The sequence below is a fragment of the Lampropedia hyalina DSM 16112 genome (genome assembly GCF_900129055.1).
GTDB lineage: Bacteria > Pseudomonadota > Gammaproteobacteria > Burkholderiales > Burkholderiaceae_C > Lampropedia > Lampropedia hyalina.
The window spans coordinates 1-18,458 of the sequence record NZ_FQUZ01000027.1 but is presented as its reverse complement, the minus strand read 5'-3'; the positions used below and the strand labels follow the sequence as shown (position 1 = coordinate 18,458).

Genomic DNA, 18,458 nt, shown 5'->3' with positions numbered 1-18,458 from the left:
GGCATGATGTTTACCTGTCGCCTCGCCTTTTTGCACTTCCGGTGCGGGAGGCAATTCCGTACCCCGATGGGGTGCCCGCATTCCCTGAGTTTTGCCCTATGCAGCCTATACCGACACGCCTGATGCACGCCAGCCTGCTGGGCCTGGCCTTTTCTGTCCCGATGGTGACGGCATGGGCCGATCCCATGCCTGTATATGCCCTTGAGGCTCAGTTGAGCACGCCACCCACCATGCCAGAGCGTGAGGACATGCCATCCGCACCGCGCCAGGCATTGCGAACGGTCACCGATACTGGCCTGATGGTGGATACGCGCAGCCGCGAAGCAGTGCGCAATTTCTACAACACCATTTTTACGGCATCTGAACAGGCCAGCGCGCAGTGGACTGGCAACATCAGCGGTTGTGTGGCGGGCACGGTGTCGCAGGCCTACCAAGACGCGACCTTGCTGCGGGTGAATTATTTCCGGGCCATGGCGGGCATTCCGGCAGCAGTGCGTTTTGATGCCGACTACAACGAAAAATCGCAACAGGCGGCCCTGATGTTGTCGGCCAACAATGCGTTGTCACACAATCCCCCCAGCAGCTGGCGGTGCTACAGCGCAGCGGGGGCACAGGCAGCGGGCAATGCCAATATTTCGCTTGGCAATGCCGGCCCTGTGGCGGTGCTCAGTCAATTCCGCGACGATGGCGCAGGCAATGCCGCCGTGGGCCATCGACGCTGGATTCTCTACCCGCAAACTGCCGTGATGGGCACGGGGGATGTGGTGGGGCAGGGTGCTGTGGCCAATGCCCTGTGGGTGTTCGACAGCAGCATGTGGGGGCCTCGCCCTGCGGTGCGGGATGATTTTGTCAGCTGGCCCCCTCCTGGCCATGTGCCGTATTCCCTGTTGTTCAACCGCTGGTCGTTCTCCTATCCCGGTGCCGACTTCAGCAGTGCCAGTGTGACCGTGCAGCAGCAGGGACAGGCCGTGCCTGTGGTCGTGGAGCCAGGCGGCATGGGTTTTGGTGAAAACACGCTGGTCTGGATTCCGAGCATCCAGGCCGCTGCGGCCCAGCAGGGCGACGTGGAGTACCGGGTGTCGATCCGCAATGTGCGTATCGCGGGGGCGAGTCGCCAGTTTGACTATGTCGTCACTGCGATCGATCCGGCACAGCATGGAGCGGATACGGTGTTGCCGGCCATTTCCGGTACGCTGTCGCCAGTGGCAAGACAGGCGAACGAATACCGCTTGATGGCTGTTCCCGGGGCCTCGGCCTATCAGTGGAAGGCTGCCCGTTTACAGGCATTCGATCAGGTGGAAGGGGCCGAAGCGGGACTGGGGCTTTTCAGTCGCAATACCAGTGGTGACTACGCGGAGGTGGTGTCGGACATCAAGGCCAGTGGCCAGGCGGGTTTTCTGCTGGCACACAGCAAGCCCCAGCCCCAGATTCTGGAATTGACATCTTCACTGTTCGTGCATGCAGGTGCGCAATTGATGTTTTCCAGCCGTCTGGGCTGGGCCTCGTCCGATCAATACGCCACAGTGCAGGTGTCGGTGGACGAAGGGGCCAATTGGCAGACGGTTTTCACGCAACGTGGCACCGGCACTGCGGGAGAGCCGGCCTTCCGGCCTGTGAGCATTGGCCTGGCCGAATATGTCGGGCGCAACATCCAGTTGCGTTTTGTCTATGACTTCTCGCACGGAATCTATTACCCCCAAAGTGGTGGCGGGGTGGGCTGGTATTTCGACGATGTGCGCTTCAGTCTGGTCTCGTCCATGCAGACAGGGCAGAGCGGGGAAGTGACCGAGCCTGCATTCCAGTTCAGCCCGGAGGCTGCTGGGCCCCATTTGCTGCTCGCCCGTGGCATGGTGGGACAGTTGCCGCTGGAGTGGGGGCCGGCCCGGCTGGTGACGGCCACGGAAGACACGGGCGGGGATGCGGGAGCCACCCGGCGATTGACCCTGCATGTCGATGGCCCTGGCACGGTGCAGCGCAGTCCGGGCGGAACGGTCTTTTCCAGCCCTGGGGGGACGACGGAGATCGATTATGCGGGCAATACCGTGGTGACCTTGCAGGCACGCCCCAATACGGAGGCCGGATTCATGGGCTGGAATGGGGCCTGTGCTGGTGTGGCCGATCGCTGCACTCTGAACCTGAATGGGGACCGCACGGTGTGGGCATCATTCACAGGTAATCTGGACATTCGCAACCCTGGCACTTTCGTGGCGCAACAGTACCTGGATTTTCTGGGACGTGCCGGTGAACCCGCAGGTGTCGATTACTGGACCGATGAGTTGCAAAATGGCCGCACATCACGCGCGGCCATCGTGAACAGTTTCTTCAGTTCAGCGGAATACCAGGACGGCATCACTCCTGTGACACGCCTGTACTTTGCCTACTTTGATCGTGTGCCCGACTATGCTGGACTTCAGCACTGGATTGCCGCCTACCAGGCGGGTGAGTCGCTGCAAGCCATTTCGCAGCAGTTTGCCCAGTCGGTGGAGTTTGTTCAGACGTATGGCAATCTCAATGATGCGGAGTTTGTCGATCTGGTCTATCGCAATGTGCTCGGGCGTGCTCCAGAGCCGCAGGGCAATGTCTTTTGGTTGCAGGCCTTGCAGCAGGGGCTGTTGCGGGGGCAGGTCATGACGCAGTTTTCCGAATCGGATGAGTACCGCCAGCGCACGGCGGCATCGGTGCAGGTCAGCATGATGTACATGGGGCTGTTGCGACGCAGCCCCGACGCAGCCGGTTTCGCAGAATGGGTGGCGCGCCTGAATCAGGGACAGTCGGTGCTGGGCCTGATTCAGGGCTTCATCGATTCCCCTGAATACCTGGGGCGGTTCTCGAATTGATGCAATCCACGCGCTGACGCAGAATCCGTCAGCGTGTGGCTGTGGCCTGCCGTGCCACCGATGCCCCCAACTCCAGCACTGCCATGGCGTAGTAGCTGGACTGGTTGTAGCGCGTGATGGCGTAGAAGTTCTCTGTGCCGAGGATGTATTGCGGGGCGCGGTCGCCATTGCGCAGTTTCACCAGCGCGAACAGGTTGCCCGGTGGCGTGCCAGTGGTTGATGCGGCATTGCTGGCGGTTCCCGGCTGGAGCGGGCGGCTGTCTGCGCCGGTCTGCACGCCCATGTCACGCAGTTGGGCGGCACTGAAAGTGGGCAGGATATCCGGTTGCAGCAGGGTTTCCAGGTGGGCGGCATTCACCTTCTCCAGGCTGACGGCTTGCCAGGCGGGCTGGCCGCGTTTCCAGCCATGGGCTTGCAGGTAGTTGCCGACCGAGCCGATGGCATCGGCGGTGCTGCCGATCAGGTCGGTCTGGCCGTTGCGGTCGAAGTCCACGCCATAGGTCATCCAGCTCGAGGGCATGAACTGGGGGATGCCCATGGCTCCGGCAAAACTGCCGCGCAGGCTCAGCGGGTCGAGCCGGTTCTGCTGGCTCAGACGCAGGAAGTGACCCAGTTCCCGCCGGAAGTAATCGGCCCGTTCGGCGGCACGCGGGTGGCTTTGGGGATAGTCGAATGCCAGCGTGGCCAGCGCGTCGAGTACGCGGATGTTGCCGGTGTTGCGGCCATAGGAGGTTTCGATGCCGATGATGCCGACGATGACTTCAGCCGGTACGCCGGTGGCTTCGCTGGCCTGTTGCAGGGTCTGGCGGTGCTGGTTCCAGAATTGCACGCCCGCGTTGATGCGCTCCTGCGTCACGAGCCGCTGGCGGTATTCCTGCCAGTCCGGTGCGGTGCTGGCATAGGAAGCCGATGAGGATGAGGGGGTCATCAGCCGGTGCACACGGGCGTTGCGGCTGGCGCTGTCGAGCACCCGCGCCACCCAGGCGGCAGACAGGTCGGGGTCGTGGCGCAGTTCGGCCTTGAGTTGCTCCACCTGTTCGGCCCAGCTCAGGGGTGCGGCAGGGACGGGCTGGGTCTGGAGATGGGCGGGAGCGGCCGGAGGTGGCGTGGCCGCCACTGCATGGCTGGACAGGGCCAGAGTCAGCACTGTGGCAAGCAGTGGCAGGGAGCCGGTTTTCAGGCGGAAGGGGCCGGTGGTGCGGGCCATGACAGTTGTTTCCATTGTCGGGTCAGTTGTTTCAGTTGCTGCCGCGAGGCAGCAGGGGATGCGGGCTGGGTTGCGTAGCGGAACCGATCCATCTGCTGCAACCATTGTGCTACAGGTGTGCCAGTGTGGCCGAAAAACTGCACGGTTGCTTCGGCCATGCTGCGCGGCGGCAGTTGGGGCGGCAGGGTCAGGCCGGATTGAGCCAGCCGGTGCCGGGTTTGTTCCAGCAGCCGCAGCCAGTGGTCCTGGTGGCGACGGCGCAGCAGCCACGGGGATGCCAGGTACAGCAGCGCGGAAAGGCTGGCCAGTGTCACGGCGATGATGAGAATCTGCGACCAGTTCAGGCGCGGCAGCCCCAGCCGGGCCAGCAGGTTTTCCTGCTCTTCCTGGTTGTAGTTGAGTACCCACTGCGCCCAGCGGTAGTCGATGGCTTCCATGACGGTGCGCATGTTCCAGAGCCAGTCCGGTGGCAAGGCTGCACGCCCGAAGGAGGCTTCGCCACCGCTGTTCAATGCCTGCGTGCGCGAGAGGCTGACGCGCTGGGGCGAGATGGCGGCTGTGGGGTCGATGCGGCTCCAGCCGTTGTCGGGCAGCCAGACTTCGACCCAGGCATGGGCATCGGACTGGCGCACCGTCCAGACCCCATCGACGGGGTTGGGCTCGCCCCCCTGGTAGCCGGTGACGATGCGCGCCGGGATGCCGCTGCCGCGCATCAGGATGGCGAAGGCCGAGGCAATGTGCTCACAAAAGCCTTCGCGCCGGGTGAACCAGAAATCGTCGGCTCCGTCCGGGCCATAGACCCCGGGGGTGAGGGTGTAGCGGTAGTCCTGCTGGCGCAACTGGCCCAGTACATGGTCGATCAGCCGGTGCTGCGACTGGCCCTGTGCATCGGGCGCGCCAAACTGCTGGCGCAGTTCCTGTGCCCAGGCCCGTGTGCGGGGGTTGTCGCCCGCAGGCAGTTGCAGGTAGCGGCGCAGTGCCTCTTCGGGGGTGTGGCGGGCATTGCGGTACTGGTGGTAGCTGGTGGCGGTGTAGCGCATGGCCGTGGTGATGGGGCGGTAGCTTTGCCACACCAGCTCCTGTGTCATGTGGGCGCGGTAGTCGCTGCTGGGCTGGGTGGGGGTGGCATCCAGCGGCAGCATCCAGCGGCGTTGGTGAGGTTCGAGCAGAACTTCGTAGCGCACGGCCGTGCCCAGTGGCTCAATGGGGTTGTAGGGGGAGCCCAGCGGGGCACCGGGGGCGGTGCCTGCCGGTTCCCCCGCGCTCCAGTGGTTGCCCTCGATGCGCGAGAGCACCGGTCCGCGAAAGTACAAATCGTGCTGTTGCGGCAGCGGCGAGCCAGGCAGGAAGCGGATGCGCATGGCCACGCTCTGGTCCTGCGCCAGGCTGGCCATATTGCCCACAGTCATGTCGTCCGACAGGCCCGTGCGCGCGGTGTTCTGTTGAATGGGCAGTCCCCACAGCGGGGGAAAGCGCGGAAAGCCCACATACAGCACGGCGATCATCGGCAGGCCCAGCACCAGCAACATGCCTGCCGTGCGGGCCGATTCGCGCAGTGGGGCCGCTCCCACCGGCTTGTGGGCATTGACCAGTGCGGTGAGTAGACCGACGAACCCCAGCATCATCAGTACCGCCACCACGATGCTTTGCGTGAACAGGAAGTTGGCAACGATGCCGAAGAAGCCCAGGAAGAACACCACGAACAGGTCGCGCCGCTGGTGCATCTCCAGGGTCTTGAGCGGAATCAGCACCAGCAGCAGCGTGAGTGCGCCACCGGAAATCGAGCCGCGCACGGCTTCGATCACACTGCCTGCCAGTGCCGCCAGCAGCACCAGTGCCAGTACGGCCCGGTGTGGCATCGGGCGGCTCCACCAGGCCAGTGCGGCGCGCCAGCCCAGCAGCACCAGGCTGAGAACAGCCGCCCAGGGCGGCAGCAGCAGTGCCAGGTGGCCGGTAATGAGGGCGAGTATGCCCAGCAGGAACAGCGTGTCGCGCCGCTGGCGGGCGAGCGAAAAGGCGGGCAGGGCCGGGGCGGTGTGAAACAGGCTCATGGATAGCAGGTCTAGGGGGTGCTTTCGGCAAGGGTGCGCAGGCACTGGTGCAGGTGGGCCGTGCCACTGCCGATGGGCACTTCCCGCTGGGGCAGGCGCAGGCCATAGCGCACTTGCGCCTGGTCGGCTTCCAGCACCCAGGCGCACAGCCGCGAGAGGATGGCCTCCGGGTGGCTCAGGCCGGTGTGGGAGTGGTCCAGCCACAGTTCGGTTTCGTGCAAGTCCTGCTGGTCGCGCCGCACCCAGTCGCCCGTACCCGTGACCATGGCGGTGGCAGCTTTTTTCCAGAGAATGGTCTTGAGTGGGTCACCCCGCTGGTAGGTGCGAAAGCCATCCAGCTCCAGCGACTGGGTACGGGTGGCAGCGGCACCGGCCATGCCGGGGGCGTGTGTGCGGGGCAGTGGGGGCGCGTTGGTTTCGGGACTGGGATAGACCACCAGTGTGCTGGCCGGTCGCCACAGCCCCCAGACACGGAACGTGCCAATCGGGTAATGGGTCTGTAGCACCAGCGTCGGGCAGGGGTGCAGGCCACGGGGCAGGGCCGCCAGCCCCAGGCGCAGGGCGGTGTTTTCTCCGGGGGGAATATCGGCCATCGTGGCACCGTCCGCTTGTCCCTGGGCAGTGAACGAGGCCGATGGCTGCTGTGCCAGCCATTCGATGCTGTGGCGTGTGCCCCGTCCGCTGTGGTGCAACTGGGCGCGCAGCGTCAGGGGCTGGCCTGCGAATACCGGCTCAGGAACCTGCAACCGTGCATGCAAACCGCGCAGATTGCCATGCGCCACCAGCACACTGACGAAAGCACTGGCCGCCAGCATGAAACTCAGCAGAAAACCCAGGTTCGCCTGATAGTTGATGGAGGCGACCAGCAGCACCAGCAGCGTCAGCGCCAGGAACAGACTGACTCCGGTGGGCAGCACATACAGGTTGCGCTGGGTCAGCACCAGGGTGTCGTTGCGGGGCAGGCGTTGTGCCATCCAGGCATTCAGACGGGCACGGGCAGCATTTTGCAGGGCAGAGGATATTTTCATGGAGTGAAAACGGTCAGCGCAGACCCACGGCATTCATCATGGCCAGCACCTGCTCCTGGGCGTTGCGGCTGGCCGTGGCAATGGGCAGCAGACGGTGCGAAATGGTCTGCACCAGCATGGCCTGCACGTCGTCCGGGGCGGCGTAATCGCGCCCCTGCACCAGCGCGTGGGCCTTGGCCACACGCAGCAGGGCAATGCCGGCGCGCGGACTCAAGCCCTGCACAAACCACTGGCCGGAACGGGTGGCGGCGATCAGGTCTTGCACATAATCCAGCAGTGCGTCCGAGACCTGCACCTGCAACACGGCCTGCTGAAGGGACAGCAGTTCGGCGGTATCCAGCAGGGCAGGCAATTGCGCCACGCGCTCGCGGTGGCCGTTGTGGCGCAGCAGTTCGCGCTCGGCCGCGCGGTCAGGGTAACCCAGCGACACGCGCATCAGAAAGCGATCCAGTTGCGACTCCGGCAACGGGTGTGTGCCCAGTTGTTCCAAGGGGTTCTGTGTCGCAATCACGAAAAACGGGGTGGGCAGCGGGCGGGTCTGGCCCTCGGCAGACACCTGCTTTTCCTCCATCGCCTCGAGCAGCGCGCTCTGCGATTTGGGGCTGGCGCGGTTGATCTCGTCGGCCAGCAGAATCTGTGCGAACACTGGCCCCGGATGGAACACAAAAGCCTCGCGTCCCCGGTCGTACACCGATACGCCTGTCAGGTCGCTGGGCATCAGGTCGGCGGTGAACTGCACCCGCGAAAACGCCAGCCCGAAGGTGTGAGCCAGGCCCTGCGCCAGCGTGGTCTTGCCCACGCCCGGCACATCTTCCAGCAGCAGGTGGCCGCCTGCAAGCAGGCAGGTGACGCAGTCGCGCACCTGTTCGGGTTTACCCACGATCAGGGCGTTGAGTTGATTCAGAATCTGCTGAACTTTATTTTGCAGGGACATTGTGAAGATGGAGTAAGCTAACAGGCCATGCTGCTGGCATGGTCGCCTGTCTGGATGGAGGTAGATGGATCGGGCGCAAGCGATCGCAGGAGAGTCTTGCACGGTTGGTTGCACCGTGCCGGTCGCCGTTCCGCAAGGCGTTGGCGGGACGCAAGAGCAATGCCAAAAAATGCAATGGTAAGGTAAAAGGAGACAAAAATGGCAACCACGGGATACTATTCCCACCGCGACTGCTGGCTGCACGAAATGGGAAGCATGCACCCGGAATGCCCGGCGCGCCTGGATGCAATCGAAGACCGGTTGCTGATTTGCGGTGTCATGGATGCACTCAGACGCTTCGACGCGCCCAAGGCCTCGGTTTTCGATCTGGAACTGGCGCATTCCCGCATCCATGTGGCGGCCTTGCGTGGTCTTGATCTGCTGCTGCGCGACGAGATGCTCGCTGGTGGCGACGGCTATACCCAGATCGATCAGGACACCTCCATCAACCAGCACACCTGGAATGCCACCTTGCGCGCTGCCGGGGCCGTGCTGGCTGCCACCGATGCGGTCATGACCGGCGAACTCGACAACGCCTTCTGTGCCGTGCGCCCGCCGGGGCACCATGCCGAGCACGATCGCCCGATGGCTTTCTGCTTCATCAACAACGTGGCACTCGGTGCCAAGTACGCCATGAGTCGCCATCAGGTCAAGCGCGTGGCGGTGATCGATTTCGATGTCCACCACGGCAATGGCACCGAAGACATCCTCGCGGGCGACGAACGCGCCCTGATGGTCAGTTTCTTCCAGCATCCGTTCTTTCCCCACAGTGGCGACAAACCCAAGGGCAGCAATATGCTCAACGTACCCCTGCCCGCCCACACGGGCGGTATGGAGGTGCGCGAAATTGCCGAAACGCTGTGGCGTCCCCGTCTGGAGGAATTCGCGCCCGAACTCATCTTCATCAGTGCCGGATTCGATGCCCACCGTGCCGACGACATGGGGCAGATGACACTGAACGAAGCCGACTATGCCTGGCTGACCCACTTCATCAAGGACATTGCCGACCGCCACGCCAAAGGGCGCATCGTCTCCAGCCTGGAGGGAGGGTACATCCCCGACGCGCTGGCGCGTTGCGTGGAAGCGCACATCCGTGTGCTCGCGGGTCTGTGACGAAGGCTCCAGAATATCCAAGGAATTGCGCATGCACGAGACAAGCACCTATCTTCAGCACCACTGTGATGCACGCGGTGTGCATTACCTCACGTTGAACGACCCCGGTCGCTTCAATGCCCTGGGCAGCGAACTGCTGGCGCAATTGCTGGCCGCGCTCGATGCCATTGCCGCCGACGCACAGGCACGGGCCGTGGTGCTGGCCGGGGCTGGCAAGGCATTCTGTGCCGGACACAACCTCAAGGACATGGCGGCCCACCCGCAGCAGGACTGGTACGAAGCCCTGTTCGCCCAGTGTTCGCAGGTCATGCTGGCCATTCACCGCCTGCCCGTGCCCGTCATTGCCCGTGTACAGGGTATTGCCACCGCCGCCGGATGCCAGTTGGTGGCGCAATGCGATCTGGCCGTGGCCGATGCCACCACACGCTTTGCCACCAGTGGCATCCAGTATGGGCTGTTCTGCGCCACCCCCAGTGTGCCGCTGGTGCGCAATGTGCCCATCAAGGTGGCCATGGAAATGCTGCTGACCGGAGAGTTCATCGATGCGGCCACGGCCTTGCGCATCGGTCTCATCAACCATGCCGTGCCCAGCGACGCGCTGGATGCGGCAGTGGAGCGGTTGGTCGCAGCCATCGTGCAAAAGCCCCCGGTGGCCATCCGCATGGGCAAGGAGCTGGTATATCGCCAGCGTGAGATGGGCATCGACGATGCCTATCGATTGGCTGCCCGGAGCATGGCGCAGAACATGATGGACGAGGCTGCACAGGAAGGAGCCTGTGCCTTTGCCGAGAAACGCCGCCCGAGTTGGGCACAGCCCGAGGCCAGGGACTGATGGCGTGTGTTCATGACGCTGGAAAGAGGACGATGGCGACGACGGAAATATATTAAACGCACCGTCTACAAGGGATTTTACGGATTGACACATTGGAACCTATAATCATTCGAGCATCCGTAAAAATCATCGTGTATTCGCCAGCAATCCGCCAGCTAAAACAGGCCATCACCAGATGGAAATAGAGGGTTTTCGATAGGTCATTTGCTTTCAGGGATTGCTTCAAACTCGTTTTGGCATGCCTTCAAGCCCGCATTCTGTGACTAGAATGTGGATGAATCCAGACAAAATCCCGGTTCAACTTTCAACAACAATCTCAGGAGATTCGCAAGAATGACCAAGGTACTCGTTCCTGTCAAACGCGTGGTTGACTACAACGTCAAGGTTCGCGTCAAGTCGGACAACACTGGCGTGGAAACCGCCAATGTCAAGCACAGCATGAACCCGTTTGACGAAATCGCAGTCGAAGAGGCCGTGCGCCTGAAAGAAAAAGGCGCAGTCACCGAAGTGATCGCCGTGTCCGTGGGCACCAAGGAATCCCAGGAAACCCTGCGCACGGCTCTGGCCATCGGCGCAGACAAGGCCATCCTGGTGGAAACCGATGCCGAATTGCAGCCCCTGGCCGTGGCCAAGGTGCTCAAGGCCCTGGTGGAGCGTGAGCAGCCTGGCCTGGTCGTGCTGGGCAAGCAGGCGATTGATGACGATGCCAACCAGACCGGCCAGATTCTGGCGGCCCTGGCCGACCTGCCACAGGCCACATTCGCCTCCAAGGTGGAACTGGCCGACGGCAAGGCCGTTGTGACCCGTGAAGTCGATGGTGGCCTGGAAACCGTCGCCGTGATACTGCCTGCCATCGTGACCACCGACCTGCGCCTGAACGAGCCACGCTACGTCACGCTGCCCAACATCATGAAGGCCAAGAAAAAGCCGCTGGAAACCGTCAATCCCGCCGACCTGGGAGTGGACGTGGCTCCGCGCCTGAAAACCCTGAAAGTGTCCGAGCCGCCCAAGCGCAGCGCAGGCATCAAGGTGGCCGACGTGGCTGCCCTGGTGGACAAGCTCAAGAACGAAGCCAAAGTGATCTAAGCACAGACACACGGACATTAAGGAGAAACGAACAATGACAATTCTGGTTATTGCCGAACACGACAACGCCAGCCTGAAGGCTGCCACCCTCAACGCCGTGACCGCTGCTGCTGCACTGGGCGGTGACGTGCATGTGCTGGTTGCTGGCTCCAACGCCGCCGCCGTGGCCCAGGCCGCCTCGCAGATCGCTGGTGTCAGCAAGGTCATTCACGCCGATGGTGCCTCGCTGGAAAACGCCCTGGCCGAAAACGTCGCAGCCCAGGTGCTGCAACTCGCCGATGGCTACAGCCACATCGTGTTCCCTGCTACCGCTTCCGGCAAGAACGTGGCACCGCGCGTGGCTGCCAAGCTGGACGTGGCCCAGATCAGCGACATCATCAAGGTCGTGAGTGCCGACACCTTCGAGCGTCCCATCTACGCTGGCAACGCCATTGCCACCGTGCAGAGCAGCGATGCCAAGAAAGTGATTACCGTGCGTACCACCGGCTTCGATCCCGCCGCTGCCAGCGGTGGTTCGGCTGCCGTGGAAAGCGTCGCTGCCGTGGCCGATTCCGGCAAGAGCAGCTTCGTGGGCCGTGAAGTCACCAAGAGCGACCGTCCCGAACTCACCGCTGCCAAGATCATCGTCTCCGGTGGCCGTGCCCTGGGTTCCGACGAGAAGTTCCAGGAAGTGCTCACCCCGCTGGCCGACAAGCTCGGTGCCGCCATCGGTGCCAGCCGCGCTGCCGTCGATGCGGGCTACGCCCCCAACGACCTGCAAGTGGGCCAGACCGGCAAGATCGTCGCTCCTGAACTGTATGTTGCCATCGGCATCAGCGGTGCCATCCAGCACTTGGCCGGCATGAAGGACTCCAAGGTCATCGTCGCGATCAACAAGGACGAAGAAGCCCCGATCTTCAGCGTGGCCGACTACGGTGTCGTGGCCGACCTGTTCACTGCCGTTCCCGATCTGGTCAAGACTCTCTGAGTCGCACCCTGAGCGGAAAACGACAACAAGACCATGAAAAAATGGCACTGAACCAGTGTCATTTTTTCTGGCACCATCCAAACCATCCGCGCATTCATATCAAACGTATGCCAACGAAAGGAAGACAAGCATGAGTTACAGCGCACCGGTCAAGGACTATCTGTTCAACATCGAACACCTGGCCAACATCAATCACATTGCCTCCACCATCCCCGCATTCGAAGATGCTGGCCTGGAAACGGCCCAGGCCATTCTGGAAGAATGTGCCAAGTTCAACGAAGGCGTGATCGCCCCGCTGAACGTCGAAGGCGACAAGAACCCCTCCTACTTCAAGGACGGCAACGTCTTCACCACCCCCGGTTTCAAGGATGCTTTCCAGCAATACGCCGAAGGCGGCTGGCAAAGCCTGCAACACGACCCCAACTATGGCGGTCAAGGCCTGCCCAAGACCATCGGTGCAGCCGCCATGGAAATCCTCAACAGTGCCAACCTCAGCTTCGCACTGTGCCCGCTGCTGACCGACGGTGCCATCGAGGCACTGAACACCGCAGCCAGCGACGAACTCAAGAAAATCTACCTGCCCAACCTGATCTCCGGCAAGTGGACTGGCACCATGAACCTGACCGAGCCACAGGCCGGTTCCGATCTGGCTCTGGTGCGCAGCCGCGCCGAGCCACAGCCCGATGGCAGCTACAAGGTCTTCGGCACCAAGATCTTCATCACCTACGGTGAGCACGACATGGTGGAAAACATCGTCCACCTGGTGCTGGCCCGCGTGCAGGGCGCACCCGAAGGCGTCAAGGGCATCAGCCTGTTCGTCGTGCCCAAGTTCCTGGTCAATGCCGACGGTTCGCTGGGCGAGCGCAACGACGCACACTGCGTCAGCATCGAACACAAGCTGGGCATCAAGGCTTCCCCCACTGCCGTGCTGCAATTCGGTGACAACGGTGGCGCAATCGGCTACCTGGTCGGCGAAGAAAACCGTGGCCTGGAATACATGTTCATCATGATGAACTCCGCCCGCTACGCCGTGGGTCTGCAAGGCATTGCCGTCTCCGAGCGTTCCTACCAGCACGCCGTGGGCTATGCCCGCGAGCGCGTGCAAAGCCGTCCGGTCGATGGTTCCATCAAGGCCAGTGCCCCGATCATCCACCACCCTGACGTGCGCCGCATGCTGCTGACCCAGCGTGCCCTGACCCAGGGCACACGCGCCACCGCGTCCGTGGCTGCCGCAGCCTACGATGCCGCCCACCACCACCCTGATGCCCAGGTGCGCCAGGAAAACCAGACTTTCTATGAATTCCTGGTGCCACTGGTCAAGGGTTACAGCACCGAAATCAGCCAGGAAGTGACCTCGCTGGGCGTGCAAGTGCATGGCGGTATGGGCTTCATCGAAGAAACCGGTGCAGCACAGTACTACCGTGACTGCAAGATTCTGACCATCTACGAAGGCACGACCGCCATTCAGGCCAACGACCTGGTGGGCCGCAAGACCGCCCGCGATGGTGGCGAAGTGGCCAAGAGCATCGCCGGTCTGATCGAAAAAACCGAAGCCGAACTGCAAGCTGCTGGCAGCGACGCCGCCAAGGCGATTGCCCGTGAACTGGCTGCGGCCCGCAAAGCCTTCCTGGACGTGGTGGACTTCGTCGTCGCCAACGCCAAGGCCGACCCGAACGCCGCTTACGCTGGCAGCGTGCCCTACCTGCTGCTGGCAGGCAATCTGGTGGCAGGCTGGCAACTGGGCCGTTCCCTGCTGGTGGCTGAAAAGCTGCTGGCCGAAGGCCATTCCGACAAGGAATTCCTCGAAGCCAAGATCGCCACGGCACGCTTCTATGCCGAGCACATCCTGCCGCGCGCTGCTGCGAACCGCGACGCCATCGTCAATGGCGCGCAAAGCGTGGTGGGCTTGCCGCTGGACGCATTCTGAAACCGCTGACCGGGCGAAGGCCCATCTGCCATCCCATGTGTTTCATGTCTGATGGCAGAACCCACACTGTAGAGTGATACAGCAGAGCCGGAGCAATCCGGCTCTTTTCATTGGTACACGCTCTTTTCGGCCATTGTGTCCGCTTGTGCCAGAATGTGCCCATCGTGTTTCGACGGATTCTTGCCATGCCTCCTCATAGTCCTGATGCCGAAGGTTGCCCATCCTCTGTGGGTACGTCTGCTGATTCTGCTGTTGCCCGCCCTGTGCCGGGGTTGCGCACCGTGAGTGCGTGCCTGCTGGCTGGCTGGCTGGCCGCCTGTACCAGTCTGCCCAGCGCGCCACCGGCCCCCGTGGTCTATGACTTCGGCAGCACCCTGCGCGAAGCAGCAGCACAACCGTCACCGCAGGCCAGCCGTGCGCCACTGGTTCTGGCCGAGATCAAGGCATCGGGTGTGGGGGCCGGGGAGCAGGCCGTGCAGTACCGTCAAACCTTCGCACAGGATCAACGCCTGCGCCGCTACCAGCAGGCACGCTGGAGCCAGCCGCCAGAACAGTTGCTGGCGCAGCAATTGCGCCATGTCTTGCAGGCACAGCGGCCAGTACTGGCAGAAGACTTCAACCTCGCACGGGTGCGCGTGGGCGATGCCTACCCGCTGGTGCTTCAGGCGGAATTGCTGGCTTTTGAACAGGTATTCAGCAGCCCGACCGACAGCACAGGCTATGTGCAATTGCGCATCACCTTGCTGGAGCCGCACCCTCAGGGCGACCGGTTACTGGCCCAGCAGGCATTGGCCAGCAGCGTCCCAGCCCGCAGCCCGGACGCAGCCGGTGGCGTACAGGCACTGGCACAGTCTGCCGACACCATTGCCCAGGGCGTGGCACAGTGGTTGCAGAGTCTGGAGACGGCCAGCCCGTGAAGCGGGGCACTGCTCCCTGGCATGGCAATGCCAATAAATTGCCTGCCAACTCCACGGCCACGCTATAATGCGCGGTTCTGATCCGCTGCCGCGTACAGCACAGGTTGGTTATTGCCATGGATGCCGTGCATCCATCACAATTTCGCCGGTGCGCACAAGCCAATTCGGGCATCACAACAGCGCGGGCATGATCGTCAAAGGAAAGAAATGAGCAACCTCATCCAGATTCTCGAAGCGGAAGAAATTGCCCGCCTCAACAAGCAAGTGCCCGACTTTGGCCCCGGCGACACCGTCATCGTCAGCGTCAATGTGGTGGAAGGCAACCGCAAGCGCGTGCAGGCCTACGAAGGCGTGGTGATTGCCAAGCGCAACCGTGGCCTCAACAGCAGCTTCACCGTGCGCAAAATTTCCAGCGGCGAAGGCGTGGAGCGTACCTTCCAGACCTACAGCCCGCTGATCGCCAAGGTTGAAGTGAAACGCCGTGGTGACGTGCGCCGTGCCAAGCTGTACTACCTGCGCGATCGCAGCGGCAAGTCGGCCCGCATCAAGGAAAAGCTGCCTTCCCGCGTCAAGGTGTCCAACTGATACCGTCCTGGGTGTGCTGCTGTGCTTGTTTGAAGCATGGCAGTTTCGCCACCCATGCGAAGCATTGCCTCCCGCTCAACGCCTGCTCTTGCAGGCGTTTTGTCGTTTCAGGGCGTGCATGGCAGCCTTCGGTGCTTCCCTTATACTCAAACGGCTTTTTTTCACCCTTGCCACACCATCCGGGCATGACCCTTCCAGCCGCCACCCCCCAGTCCATGACTTTGCCGCAGGGCTTTCGTCCCGAAGCCGTGCCGGTGCAGCAGATCGACAGCCATCTGCCTGCCGTTCCATCCGAGCAGCAAAGCATTGCCGCCTTGCGTGCCCGTTTCGCGCGCCCCACCGTCTGGACTCCCGAATGGGTGACGGAACGCCCCGGCCTGTCGCAGGCCCCGGCCATTCAGGCAGCCGTGCTGATTCCGGTGGTCAAACGCCCCCGGCCCGGCATCCTGCTGACCCAGCGGTCGGCATTGCTGGCCAAGCACTCCGGGCAGATTGCCTTTCCGGGCGGGCGGGTGGATGCCGAAGATGCCTCGGCCGTGGCCGCTGCACTGCGCGAAGCCCGCGAGGAAGTGGGGCTGGACGCGCGCCATGTGGAAGTGCTGGGGGAATTGCCCAGCTACACCACCGGTTCCGGCTACGAAGTGCAGCCGGTGGTGGCACTGGTGGATGCAGATGTTCCCTTGCACGCCAATGCCGACGAAGTGGCCGATATTTTTGAAGTGCCGCTGGCGCATGTGCTTGACCCGGCCAACCACCGCCACCACCAGTATCAATACGAGGGCCTGTCCCGCCAGTGGCTGTCCATGCCTTACCACGATCCGCAGGTGCAGCGCGACCGCTTCATCTGGGGGGTGACGGCCAGCATTCTGCGCAACTTCTACCGTTTCATGCAGGCTCCATGACGCTGCTTGCCATCCTGCTGGCCGTGCTGCTGGAGCAGGCACGCCCCCTGCCGCAACACCACTTTGTGCGCCGTGCCATGCAGCACTGGCTGCAATGGCTGCGACACCATCTGGATGCCGACGTGCGCGTGCAGGCCGGGCTGATCTGGTCGCTGGCAGTGGTGCTGCCTGCTCTGTGCAGTTACCTGATCCATGCCCTGCTGCTGCACCTGCTGGGCTGGTTTGCCGCGCTGGTCTGGATGGTGTTCGTGCTCCATGCCACACTGGCCTTTCGCCCCTTCAAGCACTTCTTCACCCGTGCCAGCCACGCGCTCGAAACCGGCGACTATGCACGCGCGCGTGAGGTGCTGTGGCAGCAAATGTTCATTCATCACCACGGTGAGGCCCAGGGGCGCAGACTGCCCCAGCAGGCCATCCTGCCGCTGACCCTGAAAACCGCCATCCTGCTGCTGCATCGCAATTTCTTCGGCGTACTGAGCCTGTTTGCGCTGCTGGCCTGGCTGGGGCTGGGGCCAGCCGGAGCCATCCTGTTTCGCAGTGCCGAATACGTCTGGGGCCACTGGGACGAGAGCAATGCCCTGCACCCAGTGGAAGATCGTGCCAGTGCTGCCTTGCAGCGGGTCTGCCGCCAGCTCTGGCGCATCGTCAATTGGATGCCCGCCTATGCCACCGGCCTGCTGTTTGCCGCAGCGGGCAACTTTGAAGGCGCGCTGGCGGCCTGGCGTGGCATGGCCGAAGCCGATCCTGCCGACCTCGATGCCCGGGTACTGGCCGCCGTGGCCGGTTCCATGAACATGCCCCTGCACCGCCGACGCAGCATGGCAGGCTGGGGCAGTGCCACCCGCTGGGAGCCGGACGTGGGCCTGCCCGATGCCGCCAGTGGTGCCATGCCGCCGACCCCATGGCCGAATGCGGACAGTGCCGATCCAGCGCAACGCGTGCAGCAACTGGCCAATCTCATCTGGCGCGCATTGCTGCTGTGGCTGGCCCTGCTGCTGATGGTGGGCATGATCGTGCTGGTGGCGTAGCGAAGGTCTGCAAGACCCATGCTGTCGTGCAAACCCGTTCTGGCGGTGCATCGCTTTGTCGCCTTTTGTCTCCAATGGCACCACCATTGGGAACAAAAGCCTTCGCGCACTGCATTCACCACAACGGCTCGCGCTTTCCAATAGAGTTTTGCAGACCTTTTCCAGACACTGTCAATTCACGACCATCAGTGATCCGTAGGAGCCTTGCCCGCCACGCACACTGTAGAGTTGGGTAATGCCTCTGCCGTCAGCTCCGCGCACTGTGATTTCTCCGGTATTGCGATCTGCAAAGTCACATTGTCCTTTGTAGCCTGTTCCATTCACTGCGTAAACACCCAGATAACTGACCCCAGAATTGACGGGAACATCAAAGCAGCTTGCTGTGTTGAAAAGTTCGGAGCGCACAATTTCCTGGCCATTCAGCGTGATGGCCAGAATGTCGCCATCTTCACACTGATTATCGCGTAGGCATACATTGAGATGCCGCTGCCCTTGTGCTGAGAATATCGAGTTGAAGCTGCCCCAATCGGCAAGTTGCCGGTTCGTCGCATCTGTCACGAACTGTTCCCAGGAGACAGTCATGTACGGGTGGATGCGATAACTGCATGATCGGTTGTCCTCGATGGTTTTATGGACAGTCGAACCAGAATCCCAGCGTATTGAAGTTCCCCCCATTGACCGGACACCTTATATTTCTCAAAGAAGGAGTCCATCATGTCTTCAAAACGCCCGCAGTATCCACCTGAGTTTCGCAGTCAAATTGTTGAGCTGGCCAAAGCAGGTCGCACACATGCTGAACTTGCCCGAGAGTTTGGATGCCACGCCACCAGCATTGGCACCTGGGTTCGCCAGAGTCAAATTGATGAAACCGGCGATACGTCTTCAGATGCACCGTTGAGCACCGCTGAGCGCCAAGAATTGACCGCATTACGGCGCGAGCTCAGGCAAGTTAAGCAGGAGCGCGATATCTTGGCAAAGGCTACAGCCTGGTTTGCTCACAAAAGC

16 protein-coding genes are annotated in these 18,458 nt (G+C 62.3%); 11 read left to right on the top strand and 5 right to left on the bottom strand.

The window, feature by feature from the left end:
- The first annotated feature begins 98 nt into the window (after positions 1 to 98).
- Positions 99 to 2,837: a DUF4214 domain-containing protein gene (locus BUE21_RS10795; protein WP_084523197.1), complete on the top strand. Its 2,739-nt coding sequence runs from the start codon at positions 99 to 101 to the stop codon at positions 2,835 to 2,837.
- A 28-nt stretch (positions 2,838 to 2,865) separates the two neighbouring features.
- Here the strand turns inward: BUE21_RS10795 and mltB are convergent, their stop codons facing one another.
- From mltB to BUE21_RS10775, 4 genes are read right to left on the bottom strand one after another with little or no spacing between them, the layout of a single operon-like run.
- On the bottom strand, positions 2,866 to 4,044 hold the full coding sequence (gene mltB / locus BUE21_RS10790; RefSeq protein WP_084523195.1) for a lytic murein transglycosylase B: 1,179 nt from the start codon (positions 4,042 to 4,044) through the stop codon (positions 2,866 to 2,868).
- Positions 4,014 to 6,095 carry a transglutaminase TgpA family protein gene (locus BUE21_RS10785; protein ID WP_073356680.1) on the bottom strand — a complete coding sequence of 694 codons (2,082 nt, stop codon included), beginning with the start codon at positions 6,093 to 6,095 and terminating at the stop codon, positions 4,014 to 4,016. The genes mltB and BUE21_RS10785 overlap by 31 nt, the downstream gene beginning before the upstream one ends.
- Positions 6,096 to 6,106: 11 nt before the next feature.
- Positions 6,107 to 7,123 (bottom strand): DUF58 domain-containing protein, encoded by a 1,017-nt coding sequence (locus tag BUE21_RS10780; protein ID WP_084523193.1) that lies wholly within the window; start codon positions 7,121 to 7,123, stop codon positions 6,107 to 6,109.
- A gap of 13 nt (positions 7,124 to 7,136) precedes the next feature.
- The gene (locus tag BUE21_RS10775) at positions 7,137 to 8,057 is read right to left on the bottom strand and encodes an AAA family ATPase (protein WP_073356679.1); all 921 of its coding nucleotides are present in this window, start codon (positions 8,055 to 8,057) and stop codon (positions 7,137 to 7,139) included.
- A gap of 198 nt (positions 8,058 to 8,255) precedes the next feature.
- Here BUE21_RS10775 and BUE21_RS10770 point away from each other — a divergent pair, with 198 nt between their 5' ends.
- The 9 genes from BUE21_RS10770 to BUE21_RS10730 all read left to right on the top strand — a co-directional run bounded on the left by BUE21_RS10770 (position 8,256) and on the right by BUE21_RS10730 (position 17,453).
- A complete protein-coding gene (locus tag BUE21_RS10770) occupies positions 8,256 to 9,209 on the top strand; it encodes a histone deacetylase family protein (protein WP_073356678.1) in 954 nt (317 codons plus the stop codon).
- A 31-nt stretch (positions 9,210 to 9,240) separates the two neighbouring features.
- Complete coding sequence (locus BUE21_RS10765; RefSeq protein WP_073356677.1) at positions 9,241 to 10,041, top strand: enoyl-CoA hydratase; 801 nt, start codon at positions 9,241 to 9,243, stop codon at positions 10,039 to 10,041.
- A 333-nt stretch (positions 10,042 to 10,374) separates the two neighbouring features.
- Complete coding sequence (locus BUE21_RS10760; protein WP_073356676.1) at positions 10,375 to 11,127, top strand: electron transfer flavoprotein subunit beta/FixA family protein; 753 nt, start codon at positions 10,375 to 10,377, stop codon at positions 11,125 to 11,127.
- A gap of 34 nt (positions 11,128 to 11,161) precedes the next feature.
- Entirely contained in the window at positions 11,162 to 12,094 is a 933-nt protein-coding gene (locus BUE21_RS10755; RefSeq protein ID WP_073356675.1) for an electron transfer flavoprotein subunit alpha/FixB family protein, read from the top strand.
- A 130-nt stretch (positions 12,095 to 12,224) separates the two neighbouring features.
- Positions 12,225 to 14,021, top strand: a complete 1,797-nt coding sequence (locus BUE21_RS10750) for an acyl-CoA dehydrogenase C-terminal domain-containing protein (RefSeq protein ID WP_073356674.1) — start codon at positions 12,225 to 12,227, stop codon at positions 14,019 to 14,021.
- Between the two features lie 185 nt (positions 14,022 to 14,206).
- Positions 14,207 to 14,938, top strand: a complete 732-nt coding sequence (locus BUE21_RS10745; RefSeq protein ID WP_073356706.1) for an ABC-type transport auxiliary lipoprotein family protein — start codon at positions 14,207 to 14,209, stop codon at positions 14,936 to 14,938.
- A 207-nt stretch (positions 14,939 to 15,145) separates the two neighbouring features.
- Positions 15,146 to 15,523: a 50S ribosomal protein L19 gene (gene rplS, locus BUE21_RS10740; RefSeq protein WP_073356673.1), complete on the top strand. Its 378-nt coding sequence runs from the start codon at positions 15,146 to 15,148 to the stop codon at positions 15,521 to 15,523.
- A gap of 185 nt (positions 15,524 to 15,708) precedes the next feature.
- Positions 15,709 to 16,425 carry a CoA pyrophosphatase gene (locus tag BUE21_RS10735; protein WP_073356672.1) on the top strand — a complete coding sequence of 239 codons (717 nt, stop codon included), beginning with the start codon at positions 15,709 to 15,711 and terminating at the stop codon, positions 16,423 to 16,425.
- Positions 16,422 to 17,453 (top strand): CobD/CbiB family protein, encoded by a 1,032-nt coding sequence (locus tag BUE21_RS10730; RefSeq protein ID WP_073356671.1) that lies wholly within the window; start codon positions 16,422 to 16,424, stop codon positions 17,451 to 17,453. Before BUE21_RS10735 ends, BUE21_RS10730 begins: the two co-directional genes overlap by 4 nt.
- A gap of 171 nt (positions 17,454 to 17,624) precedes the next feature.
- Here BUE21_RS10730 and BUE21_RS10725 read toward each other — a convergent pair whose 3' ends face one another.
- Complete coding sequence (locus BUE21_RS10725; protein WP_073356670.1) at positions 17,625 to 18,035, bottom strand: hypothetical protein; 411 nt, start codon at positions 18,033 to 18,035, stop codon at positions 17,625 to 17,627.
- Between the two features lie 132 nt (positions 18,036 to 18,167).
- Here BUE21_RS10725 and BUE21_RS10720 point away from each other — a divergent pair.
- Positions 18,168 to 18,458 (top strand): IS3 family transposase (locus BUE21_RS10720; RefSeq protein WP_084523053.1); only part of this gene is annotated, 291 nt, incomplete at its 3' end.